The sequence below is a fragment of the Massilia genomosp. 1 genome, assembly GCF_011682185.1.
In the GTDB taxonomy this organism is placed as follows: Bacteria; Pseudomonadota; Gammaproteobacteria; order Burkholderiales; family Burkholderiaceae_D; genus Telluria_A; species Telluria_A rubra.
On sequence record NZ_WHJF01000080.1, the window covers coordinates 1 to 17,683 of the forward strand.

The 17,683-nt window shown below is 62.8% G+C and carries 18 protein-coding genes; 12 read left to right on the forward strand and 6 right to left on the reverse strand.

Annotated elements, in window-relative coordinates; all coding sequences use genetic code 11:
• Positions 1-627 precede the first annotated feature (627 nt).
• On the forward strand, positions 628-915 hold the full coding sequence (locus F1735_RS24135) for a hypothetical protein (protein ID WP_167239289.1): 288 nt from the start codon (positions 628-630) through the stop codon (positions 913-915).
• 184 nt (positions 916-1,099) lie between these two features.
• Positions 1,100-1,417 (forward strand): barstar family protein, encoded by a 318-nt coding sequence (locus tag F1735_RS24140; protein ID WP_167239290.1) that lies wholly within the window; start codon positions 1,100-1,102, stop codon positions 1,415-1,417.
• Positions 1,418-1,682: 265 nt separating this feature from the next.
• Here the strand turns inward: F1735_RS24140 and F1735_RS24145 are convergent, their stop codons facing one another.
• The 3 genes from F1735_RS24145 to F1735_RS24155 form a co-directional block, all read right to left on the reverse strand.
• Complete coding sequence (locus F1735_RS24145) at positions 1,683-2,063, reverse strand: SirB2 family protein (RefSeq protein WP_167239291.1); 381 nt, start codon at positions 2,061-2,063, stop codon at positions 1,683-1,685.
• Positions 2,064-2,077: 14 nt separating this feature from the next.
• Positions 2,078-2,335: a DUF2249 domain-containing protein gene (locus tag F1735_RS24150; RefSeq protein ID WP_167239292.1), complete on the reverse strand. Its 258-nt coding sequence runs from the start codon at positions 2,333-2,335 to the stop codon at positions 2,078-2,080.
• Between the two features lie 66 nt (positions 2,336-2,401).
• Complete coding sequence (locus F1735_RS24155) at positions 2,402-4,678, reverse strand: nitric-oxide reductase large subunit (protein ID WP_167239293.1); 2,277 nt, start codon at positions 4,676-4,678, stop codon at positions 2,402-2,404.
• A gap of 181 nt (positions 4,679-4,859) precedes the next feature.
• On the opposite strand from F1735_RS24155, the gene F1735_RS24160 reads away from it, so the two are divergent.
• Complete coding sequence (locus F1735_RS24160; protein ID WP_167239294.1) at positions 4,860-5,309, forward strand: RrF2 family transcriptional regulator; 450 nt, start codon at positions 4,860-4,862, stop codon at positions 5,307-5,309.
• On the opposite strand, the gene F1735_RS24165 is transcribed toward F1735_RS24160, so the two are convergent.
• On the reverse strand, positions 5,293-6,393 hold the full coding sequence (locus F1735_RS24165) for a hypothetical protein (protein WP_167239295.1): 1,101 nt from the start codon (positions 6,391-6,393) through the stop codon (positions 5,293-5,295). The genes F1735_RS24160 and F1735_RS24165 overlap by 17 nt on opposite strands.
• Before the next feature lie 248 nt (positions 6,394-6,641).
• Here F1735_RS24165 and F1735_RS24170 point away from each other — a divergent pair, with 248 nt between their 5' ends.
• From F1735_RS24170 to F1735_RS24210, 9 genes are all read left to right on the forward strand, one after another.
• A complete protein-coding gene (locus F1735_RS24170) occupies positions 6,642-7,865 on the forward strand; it encodes an MFS transporter (RefSeq protein ID WP_373888574.1) in 1,224 nt (407 codons plus the stop codon).
• 18 nt (positions 7,866-7,883) lie between these two features.
• A complete protein-coding gene (locus tag F1735_RS24175; protein WP_167239297.1) occupies positions 7,884-9,269 on the forward strand; it encodes a NarK family nitrate/nitrite MFS transporter in 1,386 nt (461 codons plus the stop codon).
• Positions 9,270-9,283: 14 nt separating this feature from the next.
• Positions 9,284-9,964, forward strand: coding sequence for a Crp/Fnr family transcriptional regulator (locus tag F1735_RS24180; RefSeq protein WP_167239298.1), 681 nt, complete (start codon positions 9,284-9,286; stop codon positions 9,962-9,964).
• Between the two features lie 64 nt (positions 9,965-10,028).
• The gene (locus F1735_RS24185) at positions 10,029-10,718 is read left to right on the forward strand and encodes a carbonic anhydrase (protein WP_167239299.1); all 690 of its coding nucleotides are present in this window, start codon (positions 10,029-10,031) and stop codon (positions 10,716-10,718) included.
• Complete coding sequence (locus F1735_RS24190; protein ID WP_167239300.1) at positions 10,715-11,059, forward strand: hypothetical protein; 345 nt, start codon at positions 10,715-10,717, stop codon at positions 11,057-11,059. Before F1735_RS24185 ends, F1735_RS24190 begins: the two co-directional genes overlap by 4 nt.
• Before the next feature lie 51 nt (positions 11,060-11,110).
• Positions 11,111-11,683, forward strand: a complete 573-nt coding sequence (locus F1735_RS24195; RefSeq protein WP_167239301.1) for a hypothetical protein — start codon at positions 11,111-11,113, stop codon at positions 11,681-11,683.
• A gap of 216 nt (positions 11,684-11,899) precedes the next feature.
• The gene (locus F1735_RS24200; protein ID WP_167239302.1) at positions 11,900-12,538 is read left to right on the forward strand and encodes a hypothetical protein; all 639 of its coding nucleotides are present in this window, start codon (positions 11,900-11,902) and stop codon (positions 12,536-12,538) included.
• 184 nt (positions 12,539-12,722) lie between these two features.
• Positions 12,723-13,295, forward strand: a complete 573-nt coding sequence (locus tag F1735_RS24205; protein WP_167239303.1) for a hypothetical protein — start codon at positions 12,723-12,725, stop codon at positions 13,293-13,295.
• A gap of 206 nt (positions 13,296-13,501) precedes the next feature.
• The gene (locus tag F1735_RS24210) at positions 13,502-14,491 is read left to right on the forward strand and encodes an ADP-ribosylglycohydrolase family protein (protein WP_167239304.1); all 990 of its coding nucleotides are present in this window, start codon (positions 13,502-13,504) and stop codon (positions 14,489-14,491) included.
• A 464-nt stretch (positions 14,492-14,955) separates the two neighbouring features.
• Here the strand turns inward: F1735_RS24210 and F1735_RS37930 are convergent, their stop codons facing one another.
• A complete protein-coding gene (locus F1735_RS37930; protein ID WP_167239305.1) occupies positions 14,956-16,704 on the reverse strand; it encodes a methyl-accepting chemotaxis protein in 1,749 nt (582 codons plus the stop codon).
• A gap of 566 nt (positions 16,705-17,270) precedes the next feature.
• Positions 17,271-17,678 carry a ribonucleotide reductase subunit alpha gene (locus F1735_RS24220; RefSeq protein ID WP_167239306.1) on the reverse strand — a complete coding sequence of 136 codons (408 nt, stop codon included), beginning with the start codon at positions 17,676-17,678 and terminating at the stop codon, positions 17,271-17,273.
• Between the last annotated feature and the right edge of the window lie 5 nt (positions 17,679-17,683).

The window sequence follows — 17,683 nt, forward strand, 5'->3', positions numbered from 1 at the left end:
ATTTCAAGAAACGAACAACTCTGGCACGTGCTCGCTCAGGCTAAACAGTTACCGTTTTTGCACGTCTTTTAAGAAAAATTTTCAGGTTTCTGATATCCCTTCATAGGGGCTGAACAGTTACGAAAAAAAGACATATATGCAGACAGGATGGAAGTAGAGTTCGCTCCATTCCGGGACATTAGCTGCCGTACGCGCGCCGCCGAACTGGTGAAGATATGTATGGGCTTGTCATTTCGCCAGGCATGTTGCTGGTTTGGGTGCCAACGCGCTTCCCAACCCTCGCCGGCTCAGAACATTTTTGCATCAGCCGTTCTTGCCTCGACACCCTGCGAAAACAGGGCCGCAACATGCTCTGTTCAAGGTCTTGGGAAATTAACGCGGCAAGCAGAGTATTTACCGGTGGCGATACTGCAATGTTGGGTCTAAAAAGTCGCTGAACTCAGCGGATCGCATCTAAATCCGGCTGAAACTCAAGACTTTATGCAGGAGTCTGCTGGCGACACAACCATTTACGTAAACGATCTGTCCCCATGGACTGGTAGCAGAGTCAGAAATGGCAATAGGGCGATTGATGCGATAATCGCGGAGCTGACTGCGCTGCTGAATTACAACGTTGGCTAGGGATTCATGACACAGAATCAATATCCGGAGACACTTCTCCGACTCGGTCCAATGATCGAATGTCTCAAGGAAGATCTGCGCGCTGGCAAGCCGCCGTCGGAGATCGCCAACGCGCTTTATGCACAGGGGCTAAGCAATATCGAACTCATGATTATATTTCGAGAGGCGACCGGAGCTTCCATCAGTGAGTTAAAGGCGTTCGGCCAATGGTGGAGCAGGCTTGGAGTGACCGATTTCCCGGCGTTCGACTCATGGGCCGCTGAAGTGTTTCGGCAGCCGAAGACGATTGCCTGATGCCTCGCTGCCGTTGCTGATGGTTATTTGCGCATCGATGCCAAGTGCCAGTCGCATCTGCTTCTAATCTAGGCGTAAAGAGCCGACTCGGTGGGCGTCGTGAACGCGTACAATCAGCCACTAACTGAAGTTTAATTAATGGCAACATCGCCTATGATTAAGGCAGCCACCGAATCGCTGAACCATGGAAAAATTCATTATCGATTGCAGCGCAGTCACGTCAGAAATGCAACTGTGGGAACTATACGCCGGGACCATCAAGCCCGAGGGGATAGATCACTTCGGATATAACCTTGATGCCTTCAACGACGCTATCACCGGCGGCGGCCCCGGCTGGCCAGGAAAGTGCGAAATTCACTTCACGAATATGGCGCGTATCCACAAATTCCGCTCCGGGGAATTCTATCGGCGTCTCCAAACGATCGCGGATGCCTCAGGCAGTGTGCGCCTTGTTCTAGAGCCGCCCATGGCACCAAAGAAGGCTTGGTGGAAGTGTTGGTGAAAATTTGACCGTCCGCAATGGGGCGAAGCTGTCGTACCTGCCTGCGGTCCACGCGTCGAGAGATTTTGTTAAGCACTCTAAAACCTCGATTTCCTTGGAAATGCAAGCGGGATGAGAAGGGAGAATGGCAGGAAAGGCCGGTGAAAGCTCAGGGCATTGCTGTCTTGTCGTTTAGGTCACACGCAATGTCGAGCGCGCAATCCAATGATCCGATGGCTTGCCGAATCCGGCGGCAGCGCCGTCGGATTCGCGCTCCGGCCGGCCGCTACCCGACGATGAAGACGTGTCGCGTGACGGCGACGGCGACGATATAGGAAACCGTCAGCAGCGCCGCGCCGAAGGCGATGGCGCGCACCTGCTTGGGACGGCCCGGCTTGAGCGCAACCACGCCCAGCCCGATGTAGAGCACCAGCGCCACCACCTTGGCGCCCAGCCAGGGCTGGGCAAACGGGTACTGGCCGCTCCACACCACCATGGTAATCGCACTGGCCAGCAGCACCGAGTCGACTATATGCGGCGCGCTTTTCACCCAGCGCCGCCCCAGTTGCGGCGAGTCGCGCAGCATCCACACGCCGCGCAGCAGGAACAGGCAGATACTGAGCGCCGCGCAGCTCATATGCAGGTGTTTGATGGCGAGGTAGCCCATGCTTGTCCTTCTCTTCAGGCGATCCCGAAGTCGATGATGATTTCGCCCGGCGCGCGCGCCACGTAGGCGATCGTCACGCGCGAACCGAAATGGGCCTCGATCTGCGCGAGCAGCGGCAGCGGATCGTGGTCGTTATAAAAGCGCATGGTCTCTCCCGGCTCCAGGGCGGACAGCGCGCCGAAAATGGCGGCGTGCCGGAAGCGCTTGGCGACGCCGCGCGCGTCGAAGGGGTGCAGTCCAATGGAAGCGGTCGAGAAAACAGCGTTTGTCATGTTGCTACTCCTGTTAGTGTAATCGATGCGAACCCCGGCAGGAAGTACCCGCCGGGGGAAACCGCCTTAGCGCCTGCTTGGTGCGACCGAGCCGATGACGACATTGCTGCCGCGTGCCCCGGCGGCGAGCTTGAAGGCGAACAGCGCGAGGAACACGCAGCCGACCGCAAACACCACGTCACCCGGTACGCGCAGCCAGACCAGCGTTTCCATCAGCGGCGAGTGGACCACCTCGGGCGAACGGGCAAACCAGGTGCCTTGCGTGACGCTGGCCCAGGCCTGGTAGATCCCGGCCGGCACCAGCGAGATGAAGACCATCATCGCCAGGCCGATGTTCAGGCACCAGAACATCGGTGCGAGCAGCTTGTCGGACCAGGCGGCGCGCTCGGTCAGGCCGCGCAGGCAGAACAGCATCAGGCCGATGCCGAGCATGCCGTACACGCCGAACAGCGCTGCGTGGCCGTGCGCCGCTGTCATGTTCATGCCCTGCATGTAGTACAGCGCGATCGGGGTGTTGATCGAGAAGCCGAGCAGCCCGGCGCCGACCACGTTCCAGAATCCGACGGCGATGAAGCACAGGATCGGCCATTTGTAGGCTTGCACCCACGGCGCCGCTGTCGAGCGCTGGTAGTTGCGCCATGCTTCAACCCCGATCATCGCCAGCGGTACCACTTCCAGCGCGGAGAACATGGCGCCGATGGCGATCACAAAGGTCGGCGTGCCGGTGAAGTACAGGTGGTGCAGGGTGCCGAGGATGCCGCCGAACAGGAACACGATGGTTTCCAGGATGATGGCGCTGTTGGCGGTGGATGCGGCGATCAGGCCAAGGCGCGTGAACAGCAGCGCGATGACGGCGGTGGCGAATACTTCGAAGAAGCCTTCGACCCACAGGTGGACCAGCCACCAGCGCCAGTATTCGACCATTGCGTAGTGGGTGTGCGGACCCCAGGTCAGCGAGGTGGCGTAGAAGCCGCCGATGCACAGGGCCGCCAGGAACACCATCGCGATCAGGCCGCGGCTTTCCGATGGGGTGCGCAGGGCAGGAATCAGGCCGCGTCCGAGCAGCAGGACCCAGAACAGCAGGCCGACGAACAGCAGTATTTGCCATACGCGCCCCATGCTGGTGAATTCCAGGCCCTGGTTGCCGATCCAGAAGCTGAAGTCGTTACCCAGGTGTTGCAGGGTGCCGAGCCAGCCGGTGACGGTGGAGCCGGCCACGATGAACAGCAGCGCGTAGAACAGGACATTGACGCCGAGCGCCTGGTATTTCGGTTCGTGGCCGGAAATCGCCGGCGCGATATACAGGCCGGTGGCCAGCCAGGCGGTGGCGATCCACAGCACGGCGAACTGGGTGTGGATGGTGCGGCTGACGGTGAACGGCAAGATCTGGCCGAGCGGGAAGCCGAAGAAGCTCTGGCCTTCGACCGCGTAGTGGGCGGTGACGACGCCCATGCCGACCTGTACCAGCACCAGGGCGATGACGACCCAGAAGTACTTGCGGGTGGCGCGCATCGAGGCGGTCGGTTTCATGTCGAACAGCGGGTCGGCTTTTGGCGGCGCGGGGTCGTCGCCTTCGTCGGCGCGGCCGTGGTAGAAGATCATGCCGGCGATGGCGGCGATCATCAGGATCACGCTGGCGATCGACCACATGCCGGCGCCGGCGGTGGGGCCGTTGCCGACCAGCGGTTCGTGCGGCCAGTTGCTGGTGTAGCTGATGGCCGTTTCGCCCGGACGGTCGGCCGCGGCCGCCCAGGAGGACCAGAAGATGAAGGCCGGCAGGGCGCGCAGGTCGTCGGCGTCGACCAGGCTGCCCGCGCTCATGGCGTACTGCTCGCGCAGGGCGTCGAGTTTGGGATCGGCGCCGAACAGGGCGCTGTAGTGGGCGGCGACTTCACGCACCGCTTGGGCGCGTTCCGGCGAGACGGTGATGATGCCGGTGCGCGCGTCCCAGGTGTTGGCGCGCATCTCGCGCTTGAGGCGTTCGCTCAAGGCGGCCTGCTGTTCGAAGTCGAGCTGCGCGAACGGCTTGCCGAATTGCTTGGTGGCGTAGATGTCGCGCAGGGCGAGCGCTTCGCGGTGCAGCCAGTCGGCCGACCAGTCGGGCGCGAGGTAGCTGCCGTGGCCCCAGACCGAGCCGAGTTGCTGGCCGCCGGCCGAGAGCCAGGCTTGCTGGCCGCGCTGGACCTGGCCTTCGGAGAACAGCACCTCGCCCTGGCGGCTGCTGACTTGTTGGGGAATCGGGGGAGCGCTCAGGTAGATCTCGGTCCCGACCCAGCCGAGAACGGCGAAGGACAGGACACAGATGACTGCGAGCCAGGTCCATAGTTTGCGTGAGGCGTGCATGGCGTGGTTTCCTTGTTATTGGAACGAAGCGGTACAGTCCGCTTCGTTAAAGAAGGATTTTAAATACATCTATTTAAACAAGCAAGTAAAATACTTCTTTTGCGCAGGGTGAGGCCATCTGGATCAATACATGTATACTGAATGCCTCATATGACCCGTCATCGAACCATCCGCCAACGCCATGCGACTGACCGCCTATACCGATTACACCTTGCGCACCCTGATCTACCTGGGCATGCACCGCGATCGCCTGGCCACCATCCAGGACATCGCCGACGTGCACGGGATTTCGAAGAACCACCTGATGAAGGTGGTCTACCAGCTTGGCTTGTCGGGCATGGTGGAGACGGTGAGGGGGCGTAACGGCGGGCTGCGGCTCAAGCTCGAGCCGGAAGCGATCAATATTGGCGCCGTGGTGCGCCACAGCGAGACCGATTTTTACATGGCCGAGTGCTTCGACCCGGGCAGTAACGCCTGTACGCTGGCGCCGGCCTGCGCGCTCAAGGGCGTGCTGGGGGCGGCGACGGCGGCATACCTGAAAGTGCTCGATGGGGTGACGCTGGCCGACCTGATCGCGCACAGCGCCAGGCCGGGCGGACGGGCCGACAAGGCGATTATCGTGTGGAAGTAGGCGCCTGGCCCTGCTGCACCATGGCGTACGCGCGGCCGGCACCGTGCGTGGCGCCGGCCTGGTCTTGCCAGACGCGCGCCGCGGTCCATTGCAGCGCACCGCCGTAGGTGTAACTGCGGATGTCGAAGCCGGCCTGGCCGCGCTGGGCGTCGGCGGCGCCACCCGCGCCGTGCCGGGTGGCGCTGGCGATGGCGCCGCGCAGCACGGCGCGGGTGGCGTCGCTCACGCCCAGTGCGGCCAGGGCGGCATCGTCCGACAGCAGCGCCAGGTTGCGCTTGTCGGCGTACAGCGCGTGCGCGCGCGGATGCGGCGTGAGCACCACCGCGCGCGCCAGGTAGGCTTCGTGCAGGGCCGCGTGGGCGGGGGCGTCGAGCATGTAGTCGGTCAGGCGGTTGTAGACCAGGTCGACAATCAGGTCGCCGCGCCACAGGCTGCCCGCTTCCCAGCGCAGCATCGATGGGTCGACGATCAGCGCCTCGATGTCGTGGCGCGCAAACAACTGGCGAAACAGCAGGAATTCGGGATACAGGTACTGGTTTTCCGGGTCGTCGTCGACAATGACGATGGTGCGCAGCGGCGTGCTGCGCCCGCCCAGATGCCATTCGCTGCGGAACATGTCGACGATGGCTTCTTCCAGCGCCAGCGCGCGCGCGGCGCCGTCGCTGCCGCCGCTGGCGCGCGCCAGGGAGGCGTTGAGCAGTGCGCCGCCGGCGTTGGTGTTGATGTCGATCAGGCCGACCGTGTCCGGCCCCACCTCGAAGTCGTAGCCGCAAAACACGCCGCGCGCGCCCGGATCGTGGCGCGCCACCGGCGCCGCGCCGGCCAGCACCGCAGCCTGGTAGGCCGGCAAAGCGATCACCTCTTCAATCGCCTCGACCAGTTGCGCCATGCGCGCCGCTTGCGGCGCCGCCAGTTGCAGCGGGCCTGGGGCAAACAGATGGGGGCAGTGCCGCTCGATCAGCGTGAAGACATCGGCCCCGTCGCTGTCGTGTTGCAGCGCATCGGCAAGGGCGTTAGCCGACGTGCTGGCATGCGCCTGTCCGGCGACTGGCTCGCGTGAGTCGGGTGTTGCAAAGTCGTGCATGGGACGGCCTCCAGTAATCTTGGTCTGCTGTTATACCTCAAAACCGGCAAACACATCGTTGATTCTAATCAACACGACTTGCCGCGAACAGGCTGCCTAGTTCTTTTGGGCTAGTCATCTAGCCAGATTGCCTTTCATAACTCGCCCTCAGGCTAATAGTCGTGCTCTACGGCAGCACGTAAGCTTCCTGTATCAGGTCATCGGTCCGGGAGAAGAACGTGTCTAGCAAGAATCAACAACAAATAGCAGTGTTGGCGAGTAGTACCTTCGCCTTCACCATCTGCTTCGCCATCTGGATGATGTTCGCGGTGCTGGGCATCCCCATCAAGGCGCAACTGGGCCTGAACGAGACCGAATTCGGCCTGCTGGCGGCCACGCCAGTGCTGAGCGGCTCGCTGGTGCGTGTGCCGCTCGGCATCTGGACCGACCGCTTTGGCGGACGCATCGTGTTTTTCATCCTCATGCTCTCGACCGTGCTGCCGATCTGGCTCATTTCGTACGCCACCGCCTACTGGCATTTTCTGGTGCTGGGCCTGTTTGCCGGCCTGGCCGGCGGCTCGTTTTCGGTCGGCACGCCCTACGTGGCGCGCTGGTTCGGCAAGGAGCGGCGCGGGCTGGCGATGGGCATCTTTGGCGCCGGCAATTCGGGCTCGGCGCTGACCAAGTTCGTGGTTCCGGCCATCATCGCCGCCTTCGGCTGGCAGATGCTGCCCAAGGTGTACGCGGTGGCGATGCTGGTCACCGCCCTCGCATTCTGGCTGTGTTCGTTCAGCGACCCGAGCCACAAGATGCCGGCCGGCGTGTCCTTCGCCCAGCAAATGAAGGTGCTCAAGGATCCGCGCGTATGGCGCTACTGCCAGTACTACTCGGTCGTGTTCGGCGGCTATGTGGGCCTGGCCTTGTGGATGACCAAGTATTACGTCACCGAATACGGCTTCGACATGCGCCTGGCCGCGTTGCTGGCGGCCTGCTTTTCGCTGCCGGGCGGCGTGCTGCGCGCGCTGGGCGGCTGGATTTCGGACAAATACGGCGCCTACAAGGTGACCTGGTGGGTCATGTGGGTGTGCTGGATCTGCTTCTTCCTGCTGTCGTACCCGCAAACGAGCATGATCGTCAAGACCGTGACCGGCAGCACCACCTTGCACATTGGCGTCACGCCCGTGATGTTTACCGTGCTGCTGTTCGTCGTCGGCGTGGCCATGGCGGTGGGCAAAGCCTCGGTCTTCAAGTTCATCGGCGACGATTTTTCCGACAACATCGGCGCCGTCTCGGGCGTGGTGGGCCTTGCCGGCGGCCTGGGCGGCTTCGTGCTGCCGATCCTGTTCGGCGCCCTGGTCGACCTGACCGGGGTGCGTTCCTCCGCTTTCATGCTGCTCTACGGCGCGGTGTGCGTGTCGCTGGTGTGGATGCATTTCAGTTTCAAAGACAGTGCGCGCCCGGTCGCGCCGGCCCGTCCGGCCGTGGCAGCCTAATTCAAAGGAGAAATCAAAATGAGTAAATATGTGATCGCCACGTGGGAGCCGGAACTGCCGGCCTTCTGGCAAAACAGCGGCAAGGCGACCGCCAACCGCAACCTGTGGATTTCGATCCCGGCGCTGATGTTCGCGTTCGCGGTGTGGATGGTATGGAGCGTGGTGGTGGTCAACCTGCCCAATATCGGCTTCAAGTACAGCACCAACCAGTTGTTCTGGCTGACCGCGCTGCCGGGCTTGTCCGGCGCGACCTTGCGCATCTTCTATTCCTTCATGGTGCCGATTTTCGGCGGGCGCAAGTGGACCACGATCTCGACCGCCTCGCTGCTGGTTCCTGCCATCGGCATCGGTTTCGCGGTGCAGGACGTCAACACCAGCTATCCGATCATGCTGATCCTGGCCTTGCTGTGCGGCTTTGGCGGCGGCAACTTCGCTTCGTCGATGGCCAACATCAGCTTCTTCTATCCGAAGGCGCAAAAAGGTTACGCGCTCGGCATGAATGCCGGCCTGGGCAACCTGGGCGTGTCGGCGGTGCAGTTCGTGGTGCCGCTGGTGATCACCGCCGCCGTGTTCGGCGGACTCGGCGGCGAGGCGCAGCAGTGGGTCAAGGGTGGCGCGAGCAAGGCCATGTGGCTGCAGAACGCCGGCTTCATCTGGGTGCCCTTCATTGCGCTGACCGCGATCGCAGCGTGGTTCGGGATGAACGACCTGGCCTCGGCCAAGGCGTCTTTCTCGGAGCAGGCCATCATTTTCAAGCGCAAGCATAACTGGCTGATGTGCTGGCTGTACACGGGCACCTTCGGTTCGTTTATCGGTTATTCGGCCGGCTTTCCGCTGTTGATCAAGACCCAGTTCCCGGACGTTAATCCGCTCGACTATGCCTTCCTCGGCCCCCTGGTCGGGGCGCTGGCGCGGGTGGTGGGCGGCATCGTGGCCGACAAGCTCGGCGGCGCGCGCGTGACCCTGTGGACGTTCGTGCTGATGATCGCGGCCGCGGTCGGCGTGATCCAGTTCCTGCCGCATGGCGACGTGGCCGGCAACTTTACCGGCTTCTTCTGGATGTTCATGCTGCTGTTCGCCGGCACGGGCGTGGGCAATGCCTCGACCTTCCGCATGATTCCGGTGATCTTTCTGACCGAACGCCAGCGCGCGGCCGAGGGCAAGGGCCATGCCGCCAAGGAACAGGCAATCGTCGACGCCAACAAGGAAGGCGCGGCGGTGCTCGGCTTTACCTCGGCGGTGGCCGCGTATGGCGCGTTCTTCATTCCCAAGTGCTACGGCACCTCGATCGCCATGACCGGCGGCCCGGACGCGGCGCTGTGGTGCTTCGTCGGGTTTTATGTCTCGTGCATTGCGGTGACGTGGTGGTGCTACGCGCGGCGCAACGCCGACATGCCTTGCTGATGATGGGAGCGGTCATGGAAAAGACCCGATTCGCGCCCCAGACCTTCCTGGCGCGGCTGCCGCTGTTCGACGCCATGTCTCCCGAGGAGCTCGAAGCCATCGCGGCCGGCACCAGCGAGCGCCATGCGGGACGCGGCGAGATCATCTTCCAGCGCGGCGATGCTTGCCGCGGCTTTCACCTGCTCATTTTCGGCCAGGTGAAGCTGGCGGCCGGGGTGGCCAACGGGGCTGAAAAGATCATCGAACTGATCGGCCCCGGCCACAGTTTCGGCGAGGCGCTGATGTTCATGGAAAAGCCCTACATCGTCTCGGCCACGGCGCTGGCCGACTCGCTGCTGCTGCATGTGAGCAAGGAAGCGGTGTTCGATGGCATTGCGCACGACCCGGGCTTCGCGCGCAAGATGCTGGCCGGCCTGAGCCGGCGCATGCATGGCCTGATCTGCGACCTGGAATCGGTGGCCTTGCAATCGGGCACGCAGCGGGTGATCGGCTACCTGTTGCAGGATGAGGCGACCGGGCAGGGCGCGCAGTTGACACTGCCGGTGAGCAAGGCGGTGGTGGCCTCGCGCCTGAACCTCACGCCCGAACATTTTTCGCGCATCCTGGCGGACCTGAGCGTGCATGGCCTGATCGGCGTGCAGGGGCGTAACGTGACCATCATGCATATCGACGGCTTGCGCGGGTACGCGGGCTGAACGGAGCAGGACATCGGAGCAGTAGATCGGAGCAGTAGATCGGAGCAGTAGATCGGAGTAGTACATGCAAGACATCGAAAAATTCGTGCGCGGCTTCAGCCGCTTCCAGGAACAGTATTTCAGCGACGAACACGGCGTCTATGAAAGCTTGCGCGGTGGACAGCGTCCCAGCACCTTGCTGATCGGCTGCTGCGATTCGCGGGTCGATCCGATGCTGCTGACCGGCAGCGGGCCGGGCGACATGTTCGTGGTGCGCAATATCGCCAACCTGGTGCCGCCGTGTACGCCGGATGCGCCGCCTGGCGTCAGTTCGGCCATCGAGTTTGCCATCTGCAACCTCGAAGTGGCGCGGGTGATCGTGCTCGGGCATGCGCGCTGCGGCGGGATCCGCGCCTTGCTCACGCCGCAGCCGCTCGCGCCCGAGCAGCAGGAGACCGGCTTCGTCGAGCGCTGGATGCACATCGCCGAACCGGTGCGGGTGCGCGTGATGCGCGAGCTGGCGCACAAGAGTTCGGAAGAGCGGCACAAGGCTTGCGAGCAAGCGAGCATCCTGCAGTCGCTCGACAACCTGCTGACCTATCCCTGGCTCAAGCGCCGGGTGGAGGAGGGCAAGCTGGTGCTGCACGGCTGGTATTTCGATATCGACAGCGGCGCGCTGATGGGCTATTCGGCGCGCCAGCATGCGTTTTTGCCAATGGTATGCCCGATCGATGCCGTCAAGGGCCGGGTGGTGCCGAACGAACTGAACAGGTGATTTGCGACAGCGTCTGGACCACCAGCCATGCCATCGTCGACGCGACAGTGGCCGACGCGCGCTGGCTCAGGATGGCGGTGACGCATCTTGAATATACAAGGGCATTCGAGGGAGTTGCCGCGTCGCGCGTATCGCGTCCGTCCCCGCCTGGACTTACCCCTGGCAAGGCGTTCATCCACCGGCCTCTGTTGCTGGCGCGCCGCAAGGTCAGCGGCGCGATGGGCGTGACCATCATGGTTGATGCGACGGGCAAGGTGGAAATAGTTTCGCTTCCGGCCTCCCGATACGGCAGGTTCGCGCTTAGTGTAGCGCAAACAGACCGCTTGACTTCGGCAGAATAATGGGGTGGCGCTGTACCTCGCTTCCTGATGTTTTATGGAATGCGGCAGCGCATGTATCGCGGCGTGGCCTTCAACGCCATGCTCATCGCCATTCATTCTCAGGAGGCTATTATGTGGATCGGATCCATCGGGCTGGTCGCAGCGACCAAAGATGTTGCCAATGCCGGCACCGATAACCTGGTGCAAGCCAGCATTTTACGAAACGGGACCGCCATCCGGGTGTTGAACCTGGATTATGCGGAATTGGATGACCACGAACGTGGCGACGACCGCAGCTATGTGTACAGCGGACCGGCCAAACTGCCGCGCAGGAACGACCTGACGCCGGAACTGCCACCCGGAATCGGCATGATTCCGATGCCTTATCCGGGCTATGGATTCGAATTTTCGCAAGGCCTGAACGGCCACCTGCAAATTCAATTGCGCATTAACGGCGACGATATGTGGATCAAGGATAGGATCGATCTGTACGTCAAGATCATTCGCCTGCGCGCCACCAGTTTCGATACGCTGGCCTGGCTGGAAGATACGGAATGGACCTATATCGCCAGCTGGAATCAGGACGTGCCCATGTCCACCGATGCCGATGAAGGCGTGACCACCTGGACGCTGAACCTGGCATAAGCTGGCCGACGTTGAGCAGGCGGCGCGTATTAGCAGGACTGATTATCAGGACAAACGTATTTTCCAATGGCCGGGGGCTTGTTCATGCCGGCCATATTCAATTCATTCAACTTTTTCCCACTCCTGCCGTTAATGAATGACGAGCACGGGCAATCGCCATCCATTCCCGTCCAGATCGCACATTCACGGCGCGCACCGCGCCAACAAGGAGAGGTCATGAGCATCACCATTCCCAACACCACAGCGCCGTCGGGCGCCGCGCCGATCGTCCTGCGCGAGGTCGGACGTCGTTCCGGCGAGGGCGCCCAGGCGGACCAGGCTGTCAAAGCCGAAAAAGTCACCCTGAGCGGGCCGTCCGAGCCGCCCCTGACCTACGGTGCTCCGCGCGCGGCGGCGACGGTCCAGGCCCCGCCCGACCTCGACGCCCTGCTGGCCGAATCGGACCGCCAGGCACAGGAAGTCATCAACCTGATCCTGCCGGCGGTCGAACAGCAAGGGCTGAACCTGGCCAAGGTGGTCAGCGGCGAGCAAAAACTTACTGCCGATCCGGCCACGATCGCGGAGGCCAAGGCGGCCACCGGCGACGAGGGCGAGTTCAGCGTCGCCAAGGTGTCGGGACGCATCCTCGACTTCGCCAAAGCGGCGATTGGCGACGATCCGTCCAAGCTGGCGTCGATCCGCGCCGCCGTGGAGCAGGGCTTCGACGACGCCGCCAAGGCGCTCGGCGGCACCTTGCCCGAACTGAGCGAGAAGACCCGCAGCACCATCATGGCTGCCTTCGACAGTTGGGCCGACGACGGCAGCACGGTCGCCGACAAGGGCAGCGAGAGCAAGGGACCGGCCGACAGCCAGTGATGCTTGCTCTCGGACAGCGCGCATGCCGGGCGCACGACCATGCGCGGGGCAGGAAAACGCGTCAGATGAACGTACACGTCGGCCAGCGCCTTGAAGCAACCGCCTGCGCGAGGGGGAAATGAATGGCGGTAAGGCTTGCCAGGCGCTATATAATATTTCCTCTTATGAATATTGAGGGGGAAATGTGAGCTTTTTCAAAAGCGCGGCGTTGCTGCTGTCCGTGTGCCTGCTACAGGCATGCGGCACGGTCTCGAACCGCTATGCCTCCAGCACCATCTCGCCGGAAATGATGGAGTCGAAAGAGCGGGCGCTGGTGCTCATGTCGGCAGGCGCGCCGGCATCGTGCATTTCCACCTCCACGTTCCTGATTGCGCATCATGCCGGTAGCGGCAAGACCGTCGACCCGGCCGTTTCCATTGGCGTCGACGCGTATACGCACAGCAGCGAATTTCCCGATCATCACGGACTGGTCAGTGCGTTTTCGCTTGCGCCTGGAAAGTACTATTTTTCTCCGGTCATTGCCAATCCGATGGTCAGGAGTATCAAGACGCCGACCTTCATCTTCGAGGCGAAAGCCGGCGAAGCGACCTACATCGGCGAGCTTTTCATGCTGCAATCGTGCAGCTTGCGCGAGCAGTTCGCCGTGCGCGACGAGTACCAGCGCGACGTGAACCAAGCCGTCGCTAACAACAAGGCCCTCGGCCAGAAAGTCTTCGTCAAGCGCCTGATGCAGGTGGGCGAGCCGATTGTGAGATAAGTGCCGGCCGTGCAAGCGTGCAGCACTGCACAAAGCGCCACAGTTCCCCCTCTTTTCGGACGCCAGGACTTCCGGGTCCGGCCGACATGATGCAGGTCGCCAGCCTGACGCGTCAGCCCCGCCTCCTGGCCACGCGAATGTCCTTGCTGTTCGCCATTGCTTTGCGGAGAATGCGGGCCTGATATCACGACACCACGCGAAAAACCATGACCTTGCCAGACGCCCAATCGCCCGAGACCGCGTCCCCGCTGACTGACTCCGACCGCCTGGCCGGTGGCCTGCTCGGTTTGCTGGTGGGCGACGCCCTTGGCGTCCCTTACGAGTTTCGCCATGCGCGTGACATCCCGCCCGCCAGCCTGATCGAGTTCACCCCGCCGCCGGATTTTGCGCGCGCGCACCACAGCGTCCTGCCGGGAACCTGGTCGGACGATGGCGCCCATGCCCTCTGTCTGCTGGCCTCGCTGCTCGATTGCGGCCGGCTCGACCTGGACGATCTTGGCGCGCGCCTGCTGGCGTGGTACGAGCACGGCTACATGGCGGTCGATGGCGTGGTGTTCGATGTCGGCCTGACCTGTGGCGCCGCCATCCGGGCTATCCGTGCGGGCACGCCTGCGGCACAGGCCGGGCCGAGCGGCCAGTACGACAACGGCAACGGTTCGCTGATGCGCGCCTTGCCGCTGGCGCTGTGGCACCGCGGCTCGGACCAAAGCCTGGTGCATGACGCCCACCAGCAATCCCTGCCCACCCACGGCCATCTGCGCTCGCAAGTGTGCTGCGCGCTGTACTGCCTGTGGGCGCGGCGGGTGCTGGCGGCCTCAAACGATGCGTGGGGCGAAGCGGTGGCGAGCCTGCGCGCCATCTACGCCAGCATGCCGGACGCGCTGGAAGAACTCGAATGGTGGCTGCGGCCGGACGACGCGCCCGAAGGCAACGGCTCCGGTTATGTGGTCGATTCACTGCGTTCGGCGCGCATGGTGCAGGACGCGTCAACGTACGGAGGCGTCGTGCGCGCAGCCATCGCGCTGGGCAACGACACCGATACCACGGCCTGCATCGCCGGCGGCATTGCTGGCCTGCGCTTCGGGGGCCAGGGCATTCCGGAGCGCTGGCGCACTCAGCTCAGGGGAAGCGAGTTATACCAGCCGCTGCTCGAGAAGCTATTACATTGGAGCATGACGGAATTGATCGATGAATAAGCCCTGCGGACGGTATGACGCCGTATTGCAGGATGCGCTTCAAGAAGCATGGACGCTGCCCACCGCGCCGGCGATCCGCGCGTTTCGCTGGAACGGGCGCTGGTCCACCTGATCGAGGACGATAGCGTGCGTGCAGTGCTGGCCGCCTGCATCCCCCATCGCATCGGTGTCGCATCGGTGCGCATCGGTGTCGCATCGGTGTCGCATCGGTGTCGCATCGGTGTCAGGTCTGACATTCGGACACGGCCTCGGCAATGGATATCGTTCAGCTCGTGTCCGAATGTCAGACCTGACACCGATTGTCTGACACCGATTGTCTCATGCGTGTCCGGCTGGCCGCGCCGCGCCATGGCGCGTGAGCGCGCAGGTCGCCCCGCGCGACCATCGAGCGCGCTGTCAGGCCGGCGCTGGGGCGATGCGGCTGCGATGGCGCCCTGATCCGGCAAGGCGTCTTTGATGACGGCTCAGGCAGCGCCCAGCAGTCGTGGTGACGCCGTCTTGCGGGCCGCAACGACCGCTTTCGGCGCCACCGTGCGGCCCTGGCCGGGTGCATCGACCTTGAATACCTTGACGGTCTCGACCAGGTTGCCGGCTTGCTCTTCCAGCGATTCGGCGGCGGCGGCGGCTTCCTCGACCAGCGAGGAATTGCTTTGCACCAGCGCGTCCATCTGGACAATGGCCTGGTTCACTTGCTCGATGCCCGACGACTGTTCCAGGCTGGCCGTGGCGATCTCGCCCACGATGGCGGACACGCGGCCGATGCTGGCCACCACGTCGTTCATGGTCGCGCCGGCGTGATCGACCAGCTTGCTGCCCAGGTCGACCTTGCCGACCGAATCGTTGATCAGGGCCTTGATCTCTTTTGCCGCCCCGGCCGAGCGTTGCGCCAGGTTGCGCACTTCCGAGGCCACGACCGCAAAGCCGCGCCCCTGCTCGCCGGCGCGCGCCGCTTCCACCGCCGCGTTCAGCGCCAGGATATTGGTCTGGAACGCAATGCTGTCGATCACGCTGATGATGTCGACGATCTTGCGCGCCGATTCGTTGATGGACCCCATCGTATCGACCACCTGCGCGACCACCGCGCCGCCCTTGATGGCGACCTCGGAGGCGGCGGCGGCCAGCAGGTTGGCCTGGCGCGCGTTGTCGGCATTTTGCCTGACGGTGCTGGTCAGCTCTTCCATGGAGGAGGCGGTTTCCTCCAGCGAACTGGCCTGCGATTCGGTGCGCGCCGACAGGTCGGCGTTTCCGACGGCAATGTCATGGGTGGCCGCCGAGATCTCGTCCGAACTTTCGCGGATCTTGTGGACGGTCTGGCGCAGGTTGGTGCTGATGGTGTTCATGCTTTGCAGCAGTTGGCCGACTTCATCGCTGCGCTCTTCGACGGCGTCGCCGTTCAAGTCGCCCGAGGCGATCTTGCTGGCGGTATCGATCGCCTGGCCGAAGCCGGCCTTGATGTGCCGGTAGATCATCAGCACCGTTGCCAGCGACATCGCCAGGGACACGCCAAGCGTGCCGATGGCCACCCAGAACGCGGTATCGGCCCGTGACGCCGCCACGCGCACCTCTTCACTGGTGCGTTGGTCGAGCATGGCCAGGAACTCGTTGACCGGCTGCATGATCGTTGCCTTGTTCTTGTGGTAATCGGCGTCGTGCATGATCTTGCGCGCCAGATCCATGTCGGGTTCGCGCTTTTGCGTGAACTTGCCGGTGCCGTCATCGAACAAGCCCTTGACGGCATTCATGGCGATCACTTCGGTCTTGACCAGGGCATCGGAGTTGTCCTGGGCTTGCTTGAGCTTGGCGAATTCGGCATCGGTAAAGCCGGCCTTGCGCATCAGGTCCGCGAGCGCGACGGCCTGCCCGTCCGGCGTCGGTTTGCTGACCCCGGCGGCGACGAAATCCCAATAGATGCGTTCGTAATGTTGCGGACGGGGCTTGGCGCCGTTGCGGATGTCGAGAATGTCCATGTACTGGCGTTCGTAGGCGGCATCGCCCGAGACGACGAAGGTGCGCGCCAGGCGGGTCAGGTCGTCCGAGCTCTGGCGCAGTTCATCTGCCAGCAGGAAGGACTGGTAGCGGTTTTCGCTGGCGTGCATGGTTTTGTCCTGCTCGGTCGAGACGCGCGCGAAGGCCATCAGGGAGCACACCGACAGCGCTACGCTGACAAGGAAAAACGCCGTAAAAATGATGCGGATCGAATAATTCTTCAGCATGGGGACCCCCGATGAGTTCAACGTAGTCCGGCGAGAAATCCCGACACGATGTCTGATGTGCCATCGCAATCGACTGCGGTGATGCATGCAGTCTCGCGAACTCGTTGATCCATGTCAACACATTGCAATTTATTTGCTGTGTGCGTGGAGGGGCGGGCAGGGCGAAAGCGACTGCCGCCGGCGCGGTTTCCCCATGCCGGACGGGTACGCACCCGCCATTGTTTAATCTATTGTCATGAGGCATGAGCGCAACACCTGGCTGGTGCGGCTTAGTGTCTGCGGCTTGGTGTCCGGCTTGGTGTCAGGTCTGACATTCAGACACGGCCTGGGCAGAGCGGCTTGGGGTCAGGTCTGACATTCAGACACGGCCTGGGCAGTGGTGATCGTTCAGTTCGTGTCCGAATGTCAGACCTGACACCAGTTGTACTGTTGTCCGACACCAGTTGTCCGTGGTGATCGTTCAGCTCGTGTCTGAATGTCAGACCTGACACCAGTTGTGGACACCAGTTGTGGGACACCAGTTGTACTGGTTGGTGGGTATTGGCTGTTGTCTGCGAATATTCAAATTACTGGGCCATCCGCTTGAGTTCGCCATCCTTTCCGAACGCCAGGAATTGGCCGATCTGGCCGGTGTGAATGTAGGTCACCATCATGTTCAGCGGCGCTTCCGCTTCGGTCGAGGCCGGCGGCTTGCCGTTGCGGCCGGACATGGTGGTGACAAACACGATGTCCCAGTCCTTGCCGGTGTAGGCCGACTCGGCCACCAGGTCGGCAAAGCTGCCCAGTTCCTCGATGGTCTTGTCGACGCACATCACCGGGGCCAGGGCGCCGCCGCGCTGTTCGGCAAAACCGGCGCGTTCGGCCTCGCCTGCCTCATCCGGCAACTCCGCCTTGGCAAACGCGAACAACAGGCGCTGCGGTTGCGGCTGGGCGCGCGCGGCGCGGATCAGGTCGTCATAACTGGTGATATTCATGGGTA

Bases quoted from the DNA above. Each gene is read 5' to 3' on its own strand.
- F1735_RS24135 (WP_167239289.1), top strand. From the start codon at position 628: ATGACACAGAATCAATATCCGGAGACACTTCTCCGACTCGGTCCAATG.
- F1735_RS24140 (WP_167239290.1), top strand. From the start codon at position 1,100: ATGGAAAAATTCATTATCGATTGCAGCGCAGTCACGTCAGAAATGCAA.
- F1735_RS24145 (WP_167239291.1), bottom strand. From the start codon at position 2,063: ATGGGCTACCTCGCCATCAAACACCTGCATATGAGCTGCGCGGCGCTC.
- F1735_RS24150 (WP_167239292.1), bottom strand. From the start codon at position 2,335: ATGACAAACGCTGTTTTCTCGACCGCTTCCATTGGACTGCACCCCTTC.
- F1735_RS24155 (WP_167239293.1), bottom strand. From the start codon at position 4,678: ATGCACGCCTCACGCAAACTATGGACCTGGCTCGCAGTCATCTGTGTC.
- F1735_RS24160 (WP_167239294.1), top strand. From the start codon at position 4,860: ATGCGACTGACCGCCTATACCGATTACACCTTGCGCACCCTGATCTAC.
- F1735_RS24165 (WP_167239295.1), bottom strand. From the start codon at position 6,393: ATGCACGACTTTGCAACACCCGACTCACGCGAGCCAGTCGCCGGACAG.
- F1735_RS24175 (WP_167239297.1), top strand. From the start codon at position 7,884: ATGAGTAAATATGTGATCGCCACGTGGGAGCCGGAACTGCCGGCCTTC.
- F1735_RS24180 (WP_167239298.1), top strand. From the start codon at position 9,284: ATGGAAAAGACCCGATTCGCGCCCCAGACCTTCCTGGCGCGGCTGCCG.
- F1735_RS24185 (WP_167239299.1), top strand. From the start codon at position 10,029: ATGCAAGACATCGAAAAATTCGTGCGCGGCTTCAGCCGCTTCCAGGAA.
- F1735_RS24195 (WP_167239301.1), top strand. From the start codon at position 11,111: ATGTATCGCGGCGTGGCCTTCAACGCCATGCTCATCGCCATTCATTCT.
- F1735_RS24200 (WP_167239302.1), top strand. From the start codon at position 11,900: ATGAGCATCACCATTCCCAACACCACAGCGCCGTCGGGCGCCGCGCCG.
- F1735_RS24210 (WP_167239304.1), top strand. From the start codon at position 13,502: ATGACCTTGCCAGACGCCCAATCGCCCGAGACCGCGTCCCCGCTGACT.
- F1735_RS37930 (WP_167239305.1), bottom strand. From the start codon at position 16,704: ATGCTGAAGAATTATTCGATCCGCATCATTTTTACGGCGTTTTTCCTT.
- F1735_RS24220 (WP_167239306.1), bottom strand. From the start codon at position 17,678: ATGAATATCACCAGTTATGACGACCTGATCCGCGCCGCGCGCGCCCAG.